13 protein-coding genes are annotated in these 17,882 nt (G+C 27.2%); 10 read left to right on the top strand and 3 right to left on the bottom strand.

Annotated elements, in window-relative coordinates; genetic code table 11:
* Positions 1-98: 98 nt before the first annotated feature.
* The 6 genes from dnaX (at position 99) to alaS (ending at position 8,111) form a co-directional block, all read left to right on the top strand.
* On the top strand, positions 99-1,739 hold the full coding sequence (gene dnaX / locus HZY83_RS04730; protein ID WP_179942926.1) for a DNA polymerase III subunit gamma/tau: 1,641 nt from the start codon (positions 99-101) through the stop codon (positions 1,737-1,739).
* A gap of 147 nt (positions 1,740-1,886) precedes the next feature.
* Complete coding sequence (locus HZY83_RS04725; RefSeq protein ID WP_179942925.1) at positions 1,887-2,204, top strand: YbaB/EbfC family nucleoid-associated protein; 318 nt, start codon at positions 1,887-1,889, stop codon at positions 2,202-2,204.
* A 3-nt stretch (positions 2,205-2,207) separates the two neighbouring features.
* The gene (recR, locus tag HZY83_RS04720; protein WP_179942924.1) at positions 2,208-2,804 is read left to right on the top strand and encodes a recombination mediator RecR; all 597 of its coding nucleotides are present in this window, start codon (positions 2,208-2,210) and stop codon (positions 2,802-2,804) included.
* A gap of 19 nt (positions 2,805-2,823) precedes the next feature.
* The gene (gene tkt, locus HZY83_RS04715) at positions 2,824-4,797 is read left to right on the top strand and encodes a transketolase (protein ID WP_179942923.1); all 1,974 of its coding nucleotides are present in this window, start codon (positions 2,824-2,826) and stop codon (positions 4,795-4,797) included.
* Positions 4,798-4,808: 11 nt separating this feature from the next.
* Positions 4,809-5,180, top strand: coding sequence for a S1 RNA-binding domain-containing protein (locus HZY83_RS04710; RefSeq protein WP_179942922.1), 372 nt, complete (start codon positions 4,809-4,811; stop codon positions 5,178-5,180).
* Between the two features lie 309 nt (positions 5,181-5,489).
* Complete coding sequence (gene alaS, locus HZY83_RS04705) at positions 5,490-8,111, top strand: alanine--tRNA ligase (RefSeq protein ID WP_179942921.1); 2,622 nt, start codon at positions 5,490-5,492, stop codon at positions 8,109-8,111.
* Between the two features lie 26 nt (positions 8,112-8,137).
* Here the strand turns inward: alaS and HZY83_RS04700 are convergent, their stop codons facing one another.
* The 3 genes from HZY83_RS04700 to uvrB all read right to left on the bottom strand — a co-directional run bounded on the left by HZY83_RS04700 (position 8,138) and on the right by uvrB (position 12,651).
* Positions 8,138-9,502 carry a UDP-N-acetylmuramoyl-tripeptide--D-alanyl-D-alanine ligase gene (locus HZY83_RS04700; RefSeq protein WP_179942920.1) on the bottom strand — a complete coding sequence of 455 codons (1,365 nt, stop codon included), beginning with the start codon at positions 9,500-9,502 and terminating at the stop codon, positions 8,138-8,140.
* 17 nt (positions 9,503-9,519) lie between these two features.
* A complete protein-coding gene (locus tag HZY83_RS04695) occupies positions 9,520-10,581 on the bottom strand; it encodes a D-alanine--D-alanine ligase (protein WP_179942919.1) in 1,062 nt (353 codons plus the stop codon).
* 75 nt (positions 10,582-10,656) lie between these two features.
* Positions 10,657-12,651 (bottom strand): excinuclease ABC subunit UvrB, encoded by a 1,995-nt coding sequence (gene uvrB, locus HZY83_RS04690; RefSeq protein WP_218925340.1) that lies wholly within the window; start codon positions 12,649-12,651, stop codon positions 10,657-10,659.
* Positions 12,652-12,803: 152 nt separating this feature from the next.
* Between uvrB and prmA the strand changes: the two genes are divergently transcribed.
* From prmA to HZY83_RS04670, 4 genes are read left to right on the top strand one after another with little or no spacing between them, the layout of a single operon-like run.
* Positions 12,804-13,739, top strand: a complete 936-nt coding sequence (prmA, locus tag HZY83_RS04685) for a 50S ribosomal protein L11 methyltransferase (protein ID WP_179942918.1) — start codon at positions 12,804-12,806, stop codon at positions 13,737-13,739.
* A gap of 17 nt (positions 13,740-13,756) precedes the next feature.
* A complete protein-coding gene (gene purB / locus HZY83_RS04680) occupies positions 13,757-15,049 on the top strand; it encodes an adenylosuccinate lyase (RefSeq protein ID WP_179942917.1) in 1,293 nt (430 codons plus the stop codon).
* On the top strand, positions 15,030-16,199 hold the full coding sequence (locus tag HZY83_RS04675; RefSeq protein WP_179942916.1) for a CCA tRNA nucleotidyltransferase: 1,170 nt from the start codon (positions 15,030-15,032) through the stop codon (positions 16,197-16,199). Before purB ends, HZY83_RS04675 begins: the two co-directional genes overlap by 20 nt.
* Positions 16,200-16,201: 2 nt before the next feature.
* Complete coding sequence (locus tag HZY83_RS04670) at positions 16,202-17,881, top strand: exonuclease domain-containing protein (RefSeq protein ID WP_179942915.1); 1,680 nt, start codon at positions 16,202-16,204, stop codon at positions 17,879-17,881.
* Position 17,882: the final 1 nt, after the last annotated feature.

The following is a 17,882-nucleotide window of genomic DNA, read 5'->3' as shown; positions in this document are numbered from 1 at the left end:
AAGTTAATAGTATTGTCTGTATAAAAAATATTTTTACTTCCTTTGCTTTAATATAAAAAATATGTATGATATAATTATAAAGTAATTTGGAGGTGTTTATGTTTAAAGCATTATATAGAAAGTATAGACCACAAAGTTTTACTGACGTTGTAGGTCAAAATCATATCGTATCAGTATTAAAAAATACAATAACACAAAATAAGATTGCGCATGCTTATTTATTTTATGGACCTAGAGGAACAGGGAAAACATCTATCGCAAAACTTTTCGCTAATGAGGTAAATGATAACAAGACTTACAAAAATGATAGCGTTGACATTATAGAAATCGATGCAGCCAGTAATAACGGAGTAGATGAAATAAGAGATATAAGAGAAGCAATCAAATTTGCACCTACTGAAAGTAAATATAAGATATATATTATAGATGAAGTTCATATGTTAACAACTTCTGCATTCAATGCATTGTTAAAAACTTTAGAAGAACCACCTACACATATTATATTTATTTTGGCTACTACAGAATTACATAAAATACCAGCTACCATATTATCAAGATGTCAAAAATTCGAATTTAAAAATTTAACTAATGAACAGTTAGTAGAAAGATTAAATTTTATAGCGGATAAAGAGTCTATAAATATAGAACAAGATGCATTGAAAAAAATATCAGCTATTGCTAAAGGTGGATTAAGAGATGCTATAGGTATTTTAGACCAAGTATCTAATTATAATTTAAATAAAGTTACTTTACAAGATGTGTTAGATGTAACTTCATCAATTAGCGATGATGATATTATGGATTTTTATAGTCTGTTACTTAATAAAAATGCAACGGAAGCATTAGTTAGTTATAATAAATTTTTAGAAAATGGTAAAGATACAAAGTTGATATTAAATAATTTAATTAGTGTTTCTAGAGATATAATAGTTTATAAAAATGTTAATAATAATCAATTTGGAGATTTTGATGTAATGCATATAAAAGATAGTATAGAAAATGTAGACAGTAAAGATATTTATAAAATTATAGATTATTTATCAGAAACAGAATATAATGTACGTTTTTCATCAGAATATATTAGCTATATGCAAATATGTATTATGAAAATATGTAGTATGGAAGAAGAAATTATAGTTAATAATACAGATAACAAAATTCATGAAAAATTTAGATTATTAGAAGATAAAATTAATAATTTAGAAAATCAGTTAAAAGAATACAAAAATGTAAAATTACCTTCTATTAAAGATAGCGAAAATAGTAATAAACTAGAAGACAATCAACCACTAATAATTCCAAATAAAGTGGATATTCTTAATTTATTAAAAAATTCTAATGATAAATTTACTACTTATGCTTCTAATGTATATAAAAAAATATTAAGAGAGATTACGAGAAGCAATGTAGAGATGTTCAATATATTTAAAAATGCTAGTTTTATTTGCTCTTCTAAAATAGGCTGTTTATTAGTTTTTGAGGAACAAGAAGATATTTTTAGAGTTAATTCTAATAAAAATCATAAGAAAAATTTAGAAAATTTAATAAGAAAAGAACTAGGAGTTGATTACAACATTTATATTTTACAAAGTAATCAATACAAATATTTAACAGAGCAATTGAAAAAAGAAAATCAAGAAATTAAAGAAAAAATTGAAATTAGTAATGAAAATGAAAATAAAAACAACAAGTTATCGAAAATAGAAGAATTATTTTCTGAAATAATAGTAGAAAATTAAATAAGAGTAGCTATAAATGCATTTACATTATTGCCAGATCAACTATTTAATAAAAAGAAAATAATTGAAAATCGTTGACAATATACTATATTTTAAATAAAATTATATTATAAAAAATGAATAAATTTCTTAGGAGGAAAATTACAAATGCGTGGAATGGGAAATATGCAACAAATGATGCGTAAAATGCAAAAAATGCAAAAAGATATGATGGAAGCTCAAGAAGGATTGAAAGACCAAACAGTAGAAGGAACTGTTTCAGGAGATATGGTTAAAGTTGTTGCTAATGGAGATGGAAAGATATTAGATATAATTATAAAAGAAGAAATTGTTGATCCAGAAGATGTAGATATGTTACAAGATATGGTTTTAACAGCAGTAAATGATGCAATTGAAAAATCAACAAAACTTAAAGAAGAAACACTAGGTAAATTTACAAATGGCTTAAATATTCCAGGATTATAGACTATGAAATATCCGATTCCGATATTAAATTTAATAAATAGTTATATGAAATTACCTGGTATAGGTAGAAAAACAGCAATAAGACTTGCTTTTCACACCTTAAAAATGAAGGATCAAGATGTTACAGAATTTGCTAATGCTTTAATGGATTTTAAAAAAAATCTTTGTAAATGTAATGTATGTGGGAGAATAAATGAGAAACAAGTATGTGATATTTGCTTAGATAGTTCTAGGGATATGAGTATAATTTGTGTAGTGGAAAATGATCAAGATTTAATAGCCATGGAAAATATGGAGCAATATAACGGACATTATCATGTCTTAAATGGAGTAATATCGCCTATGAATGGAATAGGGCCAAATGATATTAACTTGAAATCTTTATTAGAAAGAGCTCATGATAAAAGAATAAAAGAAATTATTTTGGCTACAAATTCTTCTCCAGAAGGGGAAGGGACAGCTAGTTTTATAAAAAATATTTTGAAAAATACTGATATAAAAGTTACTAGAATAGCGCAGGGAATTTCTTTTGGTAGTGATATAGAATATGCTGATGAAGTAACATTAGCTAGAGCATTGCAAGGAAGAATAGAATTATAAAATATAGGAGGACATAATTATGTCACAACAATCAGTAAATGCAATTAAAGTACTAGGAGTAGATGCTATAAATAAAGCTAAATCTGGACATCCAGGTATAGTTATGGGGGCAGCACCTATGGCATATGCTTTATTTAATAATCATATGAATATTAATCCAAAAGTAACGGATTGGGTTAATAGAGATAGATTTATACTATCAGCAGGACATGGATCAATGTTGTTATATTCATTACTACATTTAGCTGGATATGAAGATGTTTCTATGGAAGAAATTAAAAACTTCCGTCAATGGAATTCTAAAACACCAGGACATCCTGAGTACGGGCATACAAAAGGTATAGATGCAACAACTGGACCTTTAGGCCAAGGTATATCTACTGCAGTGGGAATGGCGTTAGCAGAGCGTTATCTAGCTGCTAAATACAATAAAGATGGATTTAATTTATTTGATCACTATACATATGTAATATGTGGAGATGGTGATATTATGGAAGGAGTAGCTTCAGAAACAGCAAGTTTTGCTGGTTTACAAAAATTAGAGAAACTTATAGTACTTTATGATTCAAATGATATTTGTTTAGATGGAGAAACTAAAGATGCATTTGGAGAAAATGTTAGAAAACGTTATGAATCATACGGTTGGAATACTATTTTAGTAGAAGATGGTTCTAATGTAACAGAAGTTACTAAAGCTATAGCAGAAGCTAAGAATTCTAACAAACCGACTTTAATAGAGATAAAAACAGTAATAGGTGCAGGATCACCCAATAAACAAGGAACTAATGCTGTTCATGGTGCACCGATCGGAGAAGAAGAAACTGAATTATTTAGAAAAGAAATAGGTTGGACTTTTGCTCCGTTTGAAATACCAGAAGAGGTTTATAATGATTTCAACAATAATCTAGTTAAAAGAGGATTAAATAAATACGAACAATGGACTAAAATGTTAGAAGATTATAGTGTACAGTATCCAGAGTTGTATAAAGAATTAAATGAAGTTTTAACTAGAGAAGATATTAAAAAGTTGAATAAAGATAGTTTTACATTTAAATCTAGCGGAGATACACAAGCTACTAGAAATTCATCACAAGATGCTTTAAACTCAGTTGCTAAAGTTTTACCTACATTCTTCGGAGGATCGGCTGATTTATCACATTCAAATATGACATTTATTAAGGGTGATGGATTACAAGATACTAATAATAGACTAGAGAGAAATGTTCAATTTGGTGTTCGTGAGTTCGGTATGGCTACTATTTTAAATGGATTAGCTTTACACGGGGGAGTGCGTGTGTTTGGTGGAACGTTCTTTGTATTTTCAGATTATTTAAAAGCAGCATTAAGATTGTCAGCTTTACAAAATTTACCTGTAACATATGTGTTTACTCATGATAGTATCGCTGTTGGAGAAGATGGTCCAACGCATGAGCCTATAGAACATTTAGCATCTTTGAGAACTATTCCAAATTCTTATGTGTTTAGACCAGCAGATGCTACAGAAACACAAGCAGCTTGGTACATTGCACAAAATACTAATAATAAACCATCTTCATTAGTATTGACTCGTCAAAACTTACCAGTTTTAGAAATTTCATCTTTTGAAAATGTTGCTAAAGGAGCATATGTTGTTTACGAAACGGCTACAGATTTTGATACAATCCTTATAGCTACTGGATCAGAAGTTTCTTTAGCTATAGAATCAGCAAAAGAGTTAGAAAAATTAGGAACAAAATCTCGTGTTATTAGTATGCCAAGTGTTGAATTATTTGAAGAACAAAGTTCAGAATATAAAGAACAACTTTTACCAAAAAATATACGTAGACGTATAGCAATAGAAATGGGTAATACTACATTATGGTATAAATATGTAGGATTAGATGGTATTGTTGTAGGTATAGATACATTTGGAGCTTCAGCACCAGCATCAAAAGTTATTGAAGAATATGGATTTACTGTAAATAATATTGTAAATAAAGTTAAAGAACTTTAATGAGGAAAATTATGTTTTATAAAAAAGGAGATATTATAAAGGCAAAAGTTACAGCGATTAAGCATTACGGAGCTTTTATAGAAACTCGTGATGGAACACAAGGACTTATTCATATTTCAGAAATAGCTAACAATTTTATAGTTGATATAAATTATTATCTTAAGGTTGGGGAGATAATAGAAGTTAAAGTATTAACTTATAAAGATGGAAAAATTAATGGTTCTTTAAATTTTTCTAATAGAAGATTAATAAAAAAATCTTCTGACAAATATGTTGATCAGTTGCAGAGTTGTCATTTTAAATATGGTTTTAAAACATTAGAAGAGAATCTATATAGATGGCAGAAATATGCAGAAAAAGAAATGTATCTTAATAAAAAATAGTTGACAATAAATAAAATTATAATTATAATATTCGTATATAGTAAAGAAATAGGAATTTTTAATAAAAGGATATTTTTAGAGAGAGTCTAGTGGTGTGAAAGACTTAATATCATTATTAAATTGCTACCTATAATAAATTCTTTTCCGGCAGTAAAGTCGTTATAAACACTAATAAGTAGATATAAATTATCTAAAATTAGGGTGGTACCACGAAGGATAAATTTCGTCCCTTATATTCTTTATTGGAATATAAGGGACGTTTTTTGTAAAGAATTTTAAATACTAAAAATTTATTTGGAGGAATTTTATATGAAAAAATTATCATCAGCACAAATAAGAAGAATGTTTTTGGATTTCTTCGTAGAAAAAGGACATAGAATAGAGCCAGGTGCTTCATTAGTACCTAATAATGATCCATCTTTATTATGGATTAATTCAGGAGTTGCAGCATTAAAAAGATTTTTTGATGGTAGAGAAATACCAGATAATCCTAGAATAACGAACTCACAAAAATCTATTCGTACTAATGATATAGAAAACGTTGGAAAAACGGCAAGACACCACACTTTCTTTGAAATGTTAGGAAATTTTTCAATAGGAGATTACTTTAAAGAAGAAGCAGTAGAGTGGGCTTGGGAATTTCTAACTTCAGAAAAATGGCTTGGTTTAGATAAAGATAGAATGTATGTTACTATTCATCCGGAAGATACAGAAGCATATAAAATTTGGACACAAAATATAGGTTTATCTGATGATAGAGTTATAAGGATAGAAGGAAATTTTTGGGATATAGGAGAAGGTCCTTCAGGTCCTAATACAGAAATTTTTTATGATAGAGGAGAAGATACTGATACTACTTCTCCAAAATGTGAAATGTATCCTGGTGGGGAAAATGAAAGGTATTTAGAAGTTTGGAATGTTGTATTCAGTCAATACAACCATAATCCAGACGATACATATACAGAATTACCAGCAAAAAATATAGATACTGGAATGGGATTAGAGCGTATCGTATCTGTAATCCAAGACGTGCCTACAAATTTTGATACTGATTTATTTATACCAATTATTAGAAAAATAGAAGATATTTCAAATGAAAAATATGGTACAGAATTAGAAAAAGATGTAGCATTTAAAGTTATAGCAGATCATATAAGAACGGTAGTATTCGCTATTTCAGACGGAGCATTGCCTTCTAATGAGGGTAGAGGATATATCTTACGTAGATTAATACGTAGAGCAATTCGCTATGCAAAATATTTAAATCTTAATGAAGCATTTATGTATAAGTTAACTCCTACAGTTGCAAAAATAATGATTGATTATTATCCAGAAGTAACTAAGTCTGTTGATTTTGTTAAAGATGTTATTTTGAAAGAAGAAGAAAGATTCCATGAAACATTAAATGAAGGTGAGCAAATTCTAAATGAAATTATCGCAGAAGTAAAAGGTATTACTAATGTTATACCAGGAGAAAGTGCATTTAAATTGTATGACACTTTTGGTTTCCCAGTTGAATTAACAGAAGAGTATGCTTTAGAAAATGGACTTACTGTAGATATTGATGGATTTAATGTAGAAATGGAAAAACAAAAAGAGCGTGCAAGAAGTTCTAGACAAGATGATAATTCTATGCAAGTACAGTCAGATTTATATTCTAAAATAATAGGAGATAGTGAATTCATAGGTTATAGCAACTTTGAAGCTACTTCTAAAGTTGTGGCAATTATAGATGAAAACGATAATATTTTAAATGAATATAAAAATAATAATACTGTAAAAGTTATATTTGAAAAAACTCCTTTTTATGCTGAAAGTGGAGGACAAGTTGCAGATAGAGGTCATATAGTTGGAGATAACTTTTTTGCTAAAGTAATTGATGTAAAAAAATTACCAGATAAGCGTCATATCCATTTTGTACAAATAGAAAAAGGAACATTATTTGTTGATAAAGAGTACCAACTTTTAATTGATATAGATTATAGATTAAACATAGAAAAAAATCATACTGCAACTCATATTTTGAACGAGGCTTTAAGAAAAGTAGTAGGAGAACATATTAAGCAAGCTGGATCATTAGTTACAGACGAAAAATTACGTTTTGATATAACACATTTTACACACCTTACTCCTGAAGAAATATCACAGGTAGAGAAAGAAGTAAATGAAAAAATTTGGCAATCATTGGATATAACAATAGAGGAAATGTCTATAGATGAAGCTAAGAAACTAGGAGCTCAAGCTCTATTTGGTGAAAAATATGGAGAGGTAGTACGTGTTGTATCTATTGGCGATTATTCTATAGAATTATGTGGAGGAACTCATAGTAAAAATTCATCAGAAGTAGGAATATTCAAAATAATATCTGAATCAGGAGTCGCTGCAGGAGTTCGTAGAATCGAGGCTATTACAGGTAAAGCTGTTTATGAGTATCAAAAACAAAAAGATGCTGTATTTAATAACGTATACAAATTAATTAAAGCAAATGATAGTAATGTTGTAGAAAAAATTACTAATTTACAAAATGATATTAAAAAATTAAATAAAGAGAAAGAAATATTACAACAAAAAATAGCTAATGCAGAAATAAATAATTTATTATCATCAGCAAAAGAAGTAAATGGAGTTAAATTATTAACAAGTGTTGTAGAATCAGAAAATATGAATCATCTAAAACAAATAGTTGATAATGCAAAAGATAAATTAGAAAATTATATTATAGCTTTTGCTTCGATTAATGATGATAAGGTGAATTTTGTTGTAGCTGTAGATAAATCAATTACTGATAAATATCAAGCAGGAAAATTAGTAAATATTTTAGCTAATATTTGTGATGGTAAGGGCGGAGGACGTCCAGATATGGCACAGGCAGGTGCTAAAAACAAAGAAAATATTCAACAAGCATTTGTTGAATTAGAAAATAGCCTATAATCATACAAAAAATCCTAGGATGAGATCTAGGATTTTTTAATTTTATCAATTATATTTTCTAACTTCATACCTCTACTAGCTTTAAATAGTAAAGCTTCATTATTAATTTTATTATTTAATAAATAATTAGCTACTTCATCGTTACTATTAAAGTGAATAGTTTGTATATTTTTGTTATTGATTGAATTGTTAATGTTTTTAGACAATGAGCCAACTGTTATAACTTTATTAATATTATGAGAATGTTCACTTATATACTCACCTATAGAAGAGTGAAATATTTGTTCATCCTTCCCGAGTTCAAACATATCTCCAAGAATAATAGTTTTATATTTGAAATTACCTAACTCATCAATTACATCAATTGCTGCTTTCATAGAAGTAGGACTGGCATTGTATGCATCATTTATTATTAGACTATTTTTATTATAAGGTATACTTTCTAAACGCATTGCTGTTATTTTTTCTAAGTTTTCCAAAGCTATAGCAATATCTTTATCATTGATGTTTTCTTGTTTAGCAATGGTAATTGCATATAGAATATTTAAAAGATTATGTTTTCCTTTTAATTTTGTTTTTAATTCTTCTTCTATAATATTAACTTTAAAGAAATTATAATCATCTTTTTGATAGTAATTCTCTAATATTACCTCATTTTTTAATGTAACTCCACACGAAAAATTTTTATGAGTAGCGTTAGATACTAAAGGTAGTAATAATTCTTCATCACCATTATAAACAAAATAACCGTTATTTTTCAAACCGTATGTTATTTCGAATTTTCCTTTTGCAATTCCTAATCTATTTTTGAAAAATTCAATATGACTTTCTCCAATATTAGTTATAACAGCTACATCTGGTTCTACTAATTTTGATAAAAATTCTAGTTGTCCAAATCCATCAGCGCCCATTTCTAAAATAAGATAGTCAATATTATTATCAGCCCCTAAAATAGTCAACGGCACACCTAATTCATTGTTTAAGTTTCCTTTTGTTTTGTGTATTTTATATGTTGTAGATAATATTTCAGAGATAATATCTTTTGTGGTAGTTTTTCCATTACTACCAGTAATTACTATAGTTTTACAATCTATTTTCTTTAAATAATGTTTAGCTAATGATTGCACGGCATCATAACTATCTTCAATATAAATAATATTGTTATTTATATTGATATCTTTTTTTAAAGATAATGTAGCAACTGCACCATTTTTGAATGCAGTTGCTATATAATCGTGACCATCTACATTTTCTCCTACAAAAGGAATAAACAAATCACCTTGTTTTACTAATCTACTGTCTATAGCTACACCTGTAACAATGTCATTATTTATAATTTTATAATCTGTACTATTTAATACGTCTATTATTTCTTTTATTGAATAATTCATTTTATACCTACTTATTTTTATTGTTTAAGTAATTTTCTTTCATTGTAGCGTTCTTTTGCTAATTTTATTAATGTTTCTATTATTTGGCTATAACTTATACCCATATTATTCCATAGCGATGGAAACATTGAAAATTTAGTAAATCCTGGCATAGTATTAATTTCATTAATATATATTTTTCCATCTTTAGTTAGGAAAAAGTCTACACGAGCAAGTCCAGAACAATCTAGAGCTTTAAAAGCACGCTCTGCCATTTCTCTAAATATAGGATATAAATTTTTGTCTATATTGGCAGGGATTTCCATCTTAGATTGACCATCTGTATATTTAGTATCATAATCATAAAAATCAGAGGTAGATATATTGCAAATTTCACCAGGATCAGTTGAACTAATTGAATTGTATCCTAGAGTTGACACTTCTATTTCTTTTGCTCCGACAACGCCTTCTTCAACGACTATACGTCTGTCGAATTTAAGTGCTTCTTCTATTCCTAATATTAATTTATCTTTGTTTTCACATCTACTAATACCTACTGAAGATCCTAAGTTAGCCGGTTTGACAAACATAGGGTAGTTTAATTTTTGCTCTATATTTTGTAATATATCCTCTTTTGTATGTTTCCAATCATTTGCTATAAAATCTACATATGGAAGCTGAGGTAGCCCAATACTAGAAAAGATTTTCTTTGTTACTGCTTTATCCATACCAGTAGCAGAAGATATAACATTATTGCCAATATAGGCAATATCTATAGTTTCAAAAAAACCTTGAATTGTTCCATCTTCTCCATTAGGTCCGTGAAGAACAGGGAATACTATATCAATTTTTTTATTATCTACGTAAAGTAAAGATACAATATCTTTAGTAAAATTATTAAATATTAATTCTTTTACATCTTCAATTTTTTTTGTTATTTTTTCTCCTCTTGCCCAGTTACCTTCATTATCTATGAATATAGGAAATATATTATATTTTTCTTGATTAATTTCATTTATTATTGATTTGGCAGTAAGTAGTGATACTTCATGTTCAGAACTTTTTCCACCATATATTATTGCTAATGTTTCTTTTTTCATATTTTGATCTCCTTTTTAATTAATTAAGGTATAGAACAATTATATCATTAATATTTTATTATTAAAAATATTTTTTTAATCTATATTGTATTTATTTTTTGTTTCTGATATTAAATCACGTAATTGAGCAGCTTTTTCGAATTCAAATTTACTAGCCGCTTCAAACATATCTTTTTCTAAAGACTCTATATATGACAATACTTCCTCTGATGACATTTTAGAATTATTTGTAATAATTTTATCTTCTTCGTTATAAACTTCTTTTTTAGTGGAAATTGCTTCACTAATATCTTTAATAATAGTTTTAGGAGTGATGTTATGTTTTTTATTATACGCTATTTGAATTTCTCTACGTCTATTAGTCTCTTCTATAGCTTTATCCATACTTCTAGTTATTTTATCTGCATACATAATAACTCTACCATTAGAATTTCTAGCAGCTCTACCAATAGTTTGTAATAGTGCCTTATCTCCACGTAAAAATCCTTCTTTATCTGCATCAAAAATGGCTACTAGAGAAACTTCAGGAATATCTAATCCTTCACGTAATAAGTTGATTCCTATTAAAATATCAAATTTACCTAGTCGTAAATCTCTGATTATCTCCGTTCTTTCTAGAGTTTTTATATCTGAATGCAGATATTTTACTTTTAGCCCATGCTCTTTTAGATAATCTGTCAAAGCCTCTGCCATTTTTTTAGTTAGAGTAGTTACTAAAATTCTTTCACCTTTAGCAATAATTTTTTCGGCTTCTTCAGTTAAATCATGAACTTGATTACTAACAGGTCGTATTTCTATTAAAGGATCAAGAAGACCTGTAGGACGAATAATTTGTTCAATTATTTCGTTGCTATGTTCTAATTCGTAATCTCCTGGTGTTGCAGAAACAAATATTACTTGATTAATTTTTTTTTCGAATTCATTAAAATTTAATGGTCTATTATCTAGCGCAGAAGGAAGTCTAAAACCATAATCTACTAATACTTGCTTTCTAGCTTGGTCTCCATTATACATTCCTCTAACTTGCGGTAATGTAACGTGTGATTCATCTACGATTAATAGCCAATCATCAGGAAAATAATCTAACAGAGTATAGGGGGTAGCACCTCTATCTCTTAATGTCATATGAAGAGAATAGTTTTCTATTCCAGAACAAAATCCCATTTCTTCCATCATTTCTAAATCATAATTAGTTCTTTGTTCAAGACGTTGGGCTTCTAATAGTTTATTTTCTAAACTTAGTTCTTTTAATCTGCTATCTAATTCTTTACGTATTCTTCTTATTGCTTCTTTAGTAGTTTCATCTCCTGCTATAAAGTGGCTTGCAGGAAATATAGTGGTGTAATCTAATTCGTACAAAACTTTTCCAGTTAATGAATCTATTTCACGTATTCGTTCTATTTCATCTCCAAACATTTCTATCCGAATGGAATTTTCACTACGAGAAGCTGGGAAAATTTCAATAATATCTCCTCTAACTCTAAATGTTCCACGGCTAAAGTCTATATCGTTTCTAACATACTGAATACTAATTAATTTTTCTAAAATTTTATTTCGTGATATTTCCATACCAACTCTTAAATTTAATTGCAGTGCTTGGTATTCTGTAGGAGAACCTAATCCATAAATACAACTAACACTAGCAACTATAATAACATCATCTCTCTCGAAAAGAGAAGACGTAGCACTGTGTCTTAATTTATCAATTTCATCGTTTACTGACGAATCCTTTTCTATATAAGTATCTGTTGAAGGAACATATGCTTCGGGTTGATAGTAATCATAGTAAGATACAAAATATTCTACTCTATTACTAGGGAAGAATGATTTTAACTCATTATACAATTGTCCTGCTAAAGTTTTATTGTGAGCTAAAATTAACGTAGGTTTTTTAACATTTTTAATAATATTAGAAACAGTGAAAGTTTTACCCGTTCCTGTAGCACCTAGTAATGTTTGAAATTTTTCACCTTTATTAACACCGTTAGTTAATTTTTCTATAGCTTGTATTTGATCCCCGCTAGGATCATATTTACTTTCTAATTTAAAATCATAATGTTTTTTTTCCAAATTAATCACCTTTAAATCTTAATTTATAAAAATATTATATAATTATTCCATTATTTGTTCCATAAATAAGTATACATTAAATTAATAATATGGATAAAAAAAAAGACAAATGTTATAATAATATGTGGAAAAAATTTTTATAGGAGATTTTAATGGAAAACTGGATAGAAATAATGGTTCGTACAACGCAAGAAGCTAGTGAAATAGTAGAGTCAATACTATTAGATTATGGATCTACTGGAGTTTGTATTGAAGATGCTAGTATTTTAGATGAAAATTTGGATGATAATTTCGGTACTATTATTAGTGTTACGAAAGATGATTTTCCTGATCAAGGTGTTTTGATAAAAGGGTATATCAATGAATTAAATTTTAATGATAACATATTTAATAATATGAAAGCAGAAATATTAGAATTATCTAATCATTTGAATATAGGAGATTTTTTCGAAATAGTTATTAATACTATAAAAGACAGCGACTGGGAAAATTCATGGAAAGATTACTTTGATGTTCTAACAATAGGAGATAATTTTGCAATAGTACCTTCATGGAAAAATTATGATAATAATGATAATAAATATATAATAAATATAGATCCAGGAATGGCGTTTGGAACAGGAGGTCATGAAACTACCTCACTTTGTATAAAAAATCTAGAAAAATATGTAAAATCTAATTCTAGCGTTATAGATGTTGGATGTGGTAGTGGTATTTTAACTATTGCAGCAAGTTATTTAACAAAAGGAAGATTAAAAGCAGTTGATTTGGATCAGTTAGCAGTAGATGTATCTAAAGAAAATTTTAAGCTGAATAATATAGAAGATAGAGTAATAGTAGAGCAAGCTAGCTTACTAGAAAGTGAAAACGAAAAATATGATATAATAGTCGCTAACATATTAGCACATATTATTGAACTTATGTTAACTGATGCTTATAAGTTATTAAATGATGATGGATATTATATAGTTTCAGGTATAATTAAAGATAAAAAAGATGAATTAATGAATAAAGCTATTGCTGTAGGTTTTAATCTAGTAGAAGAAACATCAGAAAATGATTGGTATTCATTAGTATTTAAGAAATAAATAGGAGAGATAATAAAATGTTAGACAGGTATTCTACAAAAGAAATGAAAAAAATATGGTCTGAAGAGAATAAATTTAAAGCATGGTTGGAAGTAGAAATTCTTGCTTGTGAGGGTTGGAGTAAATTAGGGGAAATACCAGAAGAAGATGTTGTTAAATTAAGAAAAAATGCTTCATTCGATTTAAACAGAATTTATGAAATAGAAGAAGAGACACGCCACGATGTAATTGCTTTTACTCGTGCAGTTAGTGAGAGTTTGGGAGAAGAAAAAAAATGGGTACATTACGGCTTAACCTCAACTGATGTAGTAGATACAGCTTATGGCTACCTATATAAGCAAGCTAATGATATTATAAGACAAAAAATTGAAAATTTAATAGGTGTATTAAAAGAAAAATCATTTGAATATAAGCACACATTTATGATAGGAAGAACACATGGAGTACATGCTGAAATAACTACATTCGGTTTAAAAATGACATTATGGTATGAAGAGATGCAGCGCAATTTAGAAAGGTTCAACCAAGCTGCTTCAATGGTAGAATCCGGAAAAATTTCTGGAGCAGTAGGAACTTTTGCTAATATTCCAACATATATACAAGATTACGTATGTAAGCAATTATGTATAAATTCAAGCAAAATTTCTACTCAAGTATTACAGAGAGATCGTCATGCTCAATATTACGCAACTTTAGCTTTAATAGCTAGTAGTATAGAAAAATTTGCTGTAGAAATTCGTCACTTACAAAGAACAGAAATTAGAGAAGTTGAGGAGTTTTTCAGAAAAGGTCAAAAAGGTTCTAGTGCTATGCCACACAAAAGAAATCCAATTTCTTCAGAAAATATTTCAGGGTTGTCTAGAGTTTTAAGAGGCTATATGGTAACTTCCTATGAAAATATAGCGTTATGGCATGAGCGTGATATTTCACATTCCTCAGCTGAAAGAATTATATCAGCAGACGCAACAAATTTAATGGACTATCAGTTGACAAGATTTACTAATACTATAGCTAACTTAACTGTTTTTGAAGAAAATATGAAAGAAAATATTGATAAAACGTATGGAGTTATTTTTTCACAAAGAATATTATTAAAATTAATAGAAAAAGGTATGTCTAGAGAACAAGCTTATGACAAAGTTCAACCTAAGGCTATGTATGCATGGGAGAACAAAGTATTTTTCAAAGATTTATTGTCTTCAGATGATTATATAATGAATTACTTAACATTAGAAGAGATAGAAGATTGCTTTAACTACCAGTATCATATATCTAGCTTAGAGGAAATTTATGATAGAGTATTCAAATAAGAAATTTTTGGAGCAATTTAGGGAAGCTAGAGAAATACTAGAACTTTTGGAGAGCAGGGGTTATAAATCTTATTTTGTAGGAGGTTGTGTTAGAGACTTTCTTATGAATAGAGATTTTGCTGATATAGACATAACTACATCAGCAAAACCAGACCAGATAAAAGCTATTTTTCCTATAACTATTGATACAGGAATAAAACATGGTACAGTAACTGTAAAGTATAAAAAAAATTTTTATGAAATAACAACTTTTAGAAGTGAGAGTGACTATGTAAATCATCGTGCACCTAGCAAAGTTCAATTTATAACTACATTAGAAGATGATTTAGAGCGTCGTGATTTTACAATAAATGCTATGACACTTGATAAAGATGGAAATATATTTGATTTTCACAATGGACTACAAGATATAAGAGAAAAAAAAATAAGAACAGTAAATGATCCTAGTGAAAGATTTTATGAAGATGCTTTACGAATGCTTAGAGTTTTTAGGTTTTCTTCAAAATTAAACTTTACTATTGATGAAAAAACTTTTGAAGCTGTTAAAAATAATGCGAAATTAATAAAATATATTTCTATGGAGCGTATTATATCTGAATTTAAAAAACTATTGGTAGGAGAAAATAATGTTTATGCATTTAATAAAATGCTTGAAAGTGGTCTAAATAATTATATTCCTATATTAAATGAAATAGTTAATTATAAAGATTGTTCTAGCTTATCTTTTTCACAAGCGATGTTTTATTTACTAGATATTAACAATATATCTCCAAGAGGGTTAAAACAGTTGAAATTATCTAATAAAGATATCACAGCAATCAAGAAATATATTAATATAAAAAGTCAATTTATTGATGGAGAAGCTATAGAAAAAATACTATATGATAATGATTTAGACTCAGTAAAATTTGTTAATAATATTTACAATTATGTAAGTATAAATAAATTACAAAATTTAAAATTATCAATAGAAAATTTTTCTGATGTTAATATAGATGTCCAAGACATTATAAATTTATATCCAGATAAAAGACCGGGAAAATGGATAAAAATATTATTAAACAAGATAGAGTATAAAATTTTACTGAATGAACTTAATAATAATAGAGAAGATATTATAAAATTTGTAAAATTAGAAGAAAGGAGTTAATTATGCAGGATAAGTTCTTTTCGGTAGTAGATATAGAAGTAACCGAAAAAAAAGAGATAGTACAAATAGCAATTATTAATCTTGATAAAAAGTTGAATATATTAGATAAAGTTAATTATTATTTCAAGCCGAATAAGGAGTTATCTTCATTTTTAACTAATTTGACTGGAATAACCAATGAACAACTAGAAGATAAGCCGTCTTTTAGAGAGTTAGCTCACGAAATATATAATATGATAAAGAATAATATACTTGTATGTCATGGAGTTATACAAGATTATAGCATTTTGAAAAAAAATTTTGCAAAAGAAGGTATCAGCTATAACCCTTTTTTAATGCTTGATACTGTAGAACTTACCAAACTATATTTTCCAACACTATCAAGTTATAAATTAGGGGATATTGCAGAAAGTTTGGAATTAATAGCTTTAGGTAACTATCATAATGCAGCGGTTGATGTAGATTTGACCGTACAACTGCTACAAAAAATTGTATATAAGATTAACTCAATACAAGAGAAGAATTTTATAAAAATAAAATCTTTGTTAAAAAAATATAATAAAACAATTACTATGTTTAGTGAGTATTACAGATTGAATAGAATACAAATAAAGACATCTAATTTGTTATTACGTAATAATTTATATTTTAGAAAAATAGAATCAAATGATAGAGTATCTAAAGCTAGTAGACAGATATTTTTATCCTCAATAGATGAAGATCAATTTATAAAGTGTAATAATTTACGAAGTACAGATAAAACAGTAGCTATTCTGCATAGTCAAGAAAACTATATCCCTTTTAATTTTTTTAATATATTTAAAAAGAAACTAGCATTATTCGAAAATAATAGCTCATACTCTTTACTTATAAAATTAATTGTTTGGATTCAAGAAACAAAAACTGGTAATTTTAATGAGTTAACTTTGGATTTATCAGAGTTTTATAGATTAACTGAATTAAAGAAGTATTTTAATAAGGAGGTTAATTACTATTATGAGAAGGCACTTAATAAATCTTTAAATAGTGACTATATAATTACTAATTATAATAATTTAACGAGCATTTTAATGAATGATTATTTAAATAATGATACATTTGTGTATGAAGATAAAAATATACTAGGAGTACAAGTAAAAAGATTGTGTAAGTCTATACTCTATTATAGAGATGTTGTTATAGAATTAAATGTAGTTATTAATAAAACAAGAAATAATGTTGTTGTAGGTATTCAAAAAAATATAGAAGATTTAGTAAAATATTTACACGAGATGTATATATTTGAAAGTTTGGAGTTGTATAATGAAGCTATAGAATTTATTATTAATGATATAGAATATCTTATTAGTGAATTGAGTAAGCTAAATGTTATTCTAATAAAAACTAATAATTTTTTGAATAATTTATTAAATATATTAAAAGATAAAACAAAAGGGTATTATAGATTTGAATCAATACATAATAATATATCAATGATACTAAAAATAAAAGATTCAAAAAAAGAAAAATTGCTAATTAATAAAATTTATAGTAATGGTAATATAAAATTTTTAGAAGATATTATTAATATTGATAATTTCAGAAAAAAATTTCAAATATTATCAAATGATTCTATTGTTCCTGATTTTAATCTGAAAAAAATCTATTTATTCAATAGTAGTAATTATAAAGAATTATATTAAA

The sequence above is a fragment of the Gemella sp. GH3 genome (genome assembly GCF_013415425.1).
In the GTDB taxonomy this organism is placed as follows: Bacteria; Bacillota; Bacilli; order Staphylococcales; family Gemellaceae; genus Gemelliphila.
The sequence above is the reverse complement of the archived record's forward strand: the minus strand, read 5'-3'. Positions and strand labels throughout refer to the sequence as shown.

Excerpts from the sequence above, each read along its gene's own strand:
- dnaX (WP_179942926.1), top strand. The coding sequence starts at position 99 with ATGTTTAAAGCATTATATAGAAAGTATAGACCACAAAGTTTTACTGAC.
- HZY83_RS04725 (WP_179942925.1), top strand. The coding sequence starts at position 1,887 with ATGCGTGGAATGGGAAATATGCAACAAATGATGCGTAAAATGCAAAAA.
- recR (WP_179942924.1), top strand. The coding sequence starts at position 2,208 with ATGAAATATCCGATTCCGATATTAAATTTAATAAATAGTTATATGAAA.
- tkt (WP_179942923.1), top strand. The coding sequence starts at position 2,824 with ATGTCACAACAATCAGTAAATGCAATTAAAGTACTAGGAGTAGATGCT.
- HZY83_RS04710 (WP_179942922.1), top strand. The coding sequence starts at position 4,809 with ATGTTTTATAAAAAAGGAGATATTATAAAGGCAAAAGTTACAGCGATT.
- alaS (WP_179942921.1), top strand. The coding sequence starts at position 5,490 with ATGAAAAAATTATCATCAGCACAAATAAGAAGAATGTTTTTGGATTTC.
- HZY83_RS04700 (WP_179942920.1), bottom strand. The coding sequence starts at position 9,502 with ATGAATTATTCAATAAAAGAAATAATAGACGTATTAAATAGTACAGAT.
- HZY83_RS04695 (WP_179942919.1), bottom strand. The coding sequence starts at position 10,581 with ATGAAAAAAGAAACATTAGCAATAATATATGGTGGAAAAAGTTCTGAA.
- prmA (WP_179942918.1), top strand. The coding sequence starts at position 12,804 with ATGGAAAACTGGATAGAAATAATGGTTCGTACAACGCAAGAAGCTAGT.
- purB (WP_179942917.1), top strand. The coding sequence starts at position 13,757 with ATGTTAGACAGGTATTCTACAAAAGAAATGAAAAAAATATGGTCTGAA.
- HZY83_RS04675 (WP_179942916.1), top strand. The coding sequence starts at position 15,030 with ATGATAGAGTATTCAAATAAGAAATTTTTGGAGCAATTTAGGGAAGCT.
- HZY83_RS04670 (WP_179942915.1), top strand. The coding sequence starts at position 16,202 with ATGCAGGATAAGTTCTTTTCGGTAGTAGATATAGAAGTAACCGAAAAA.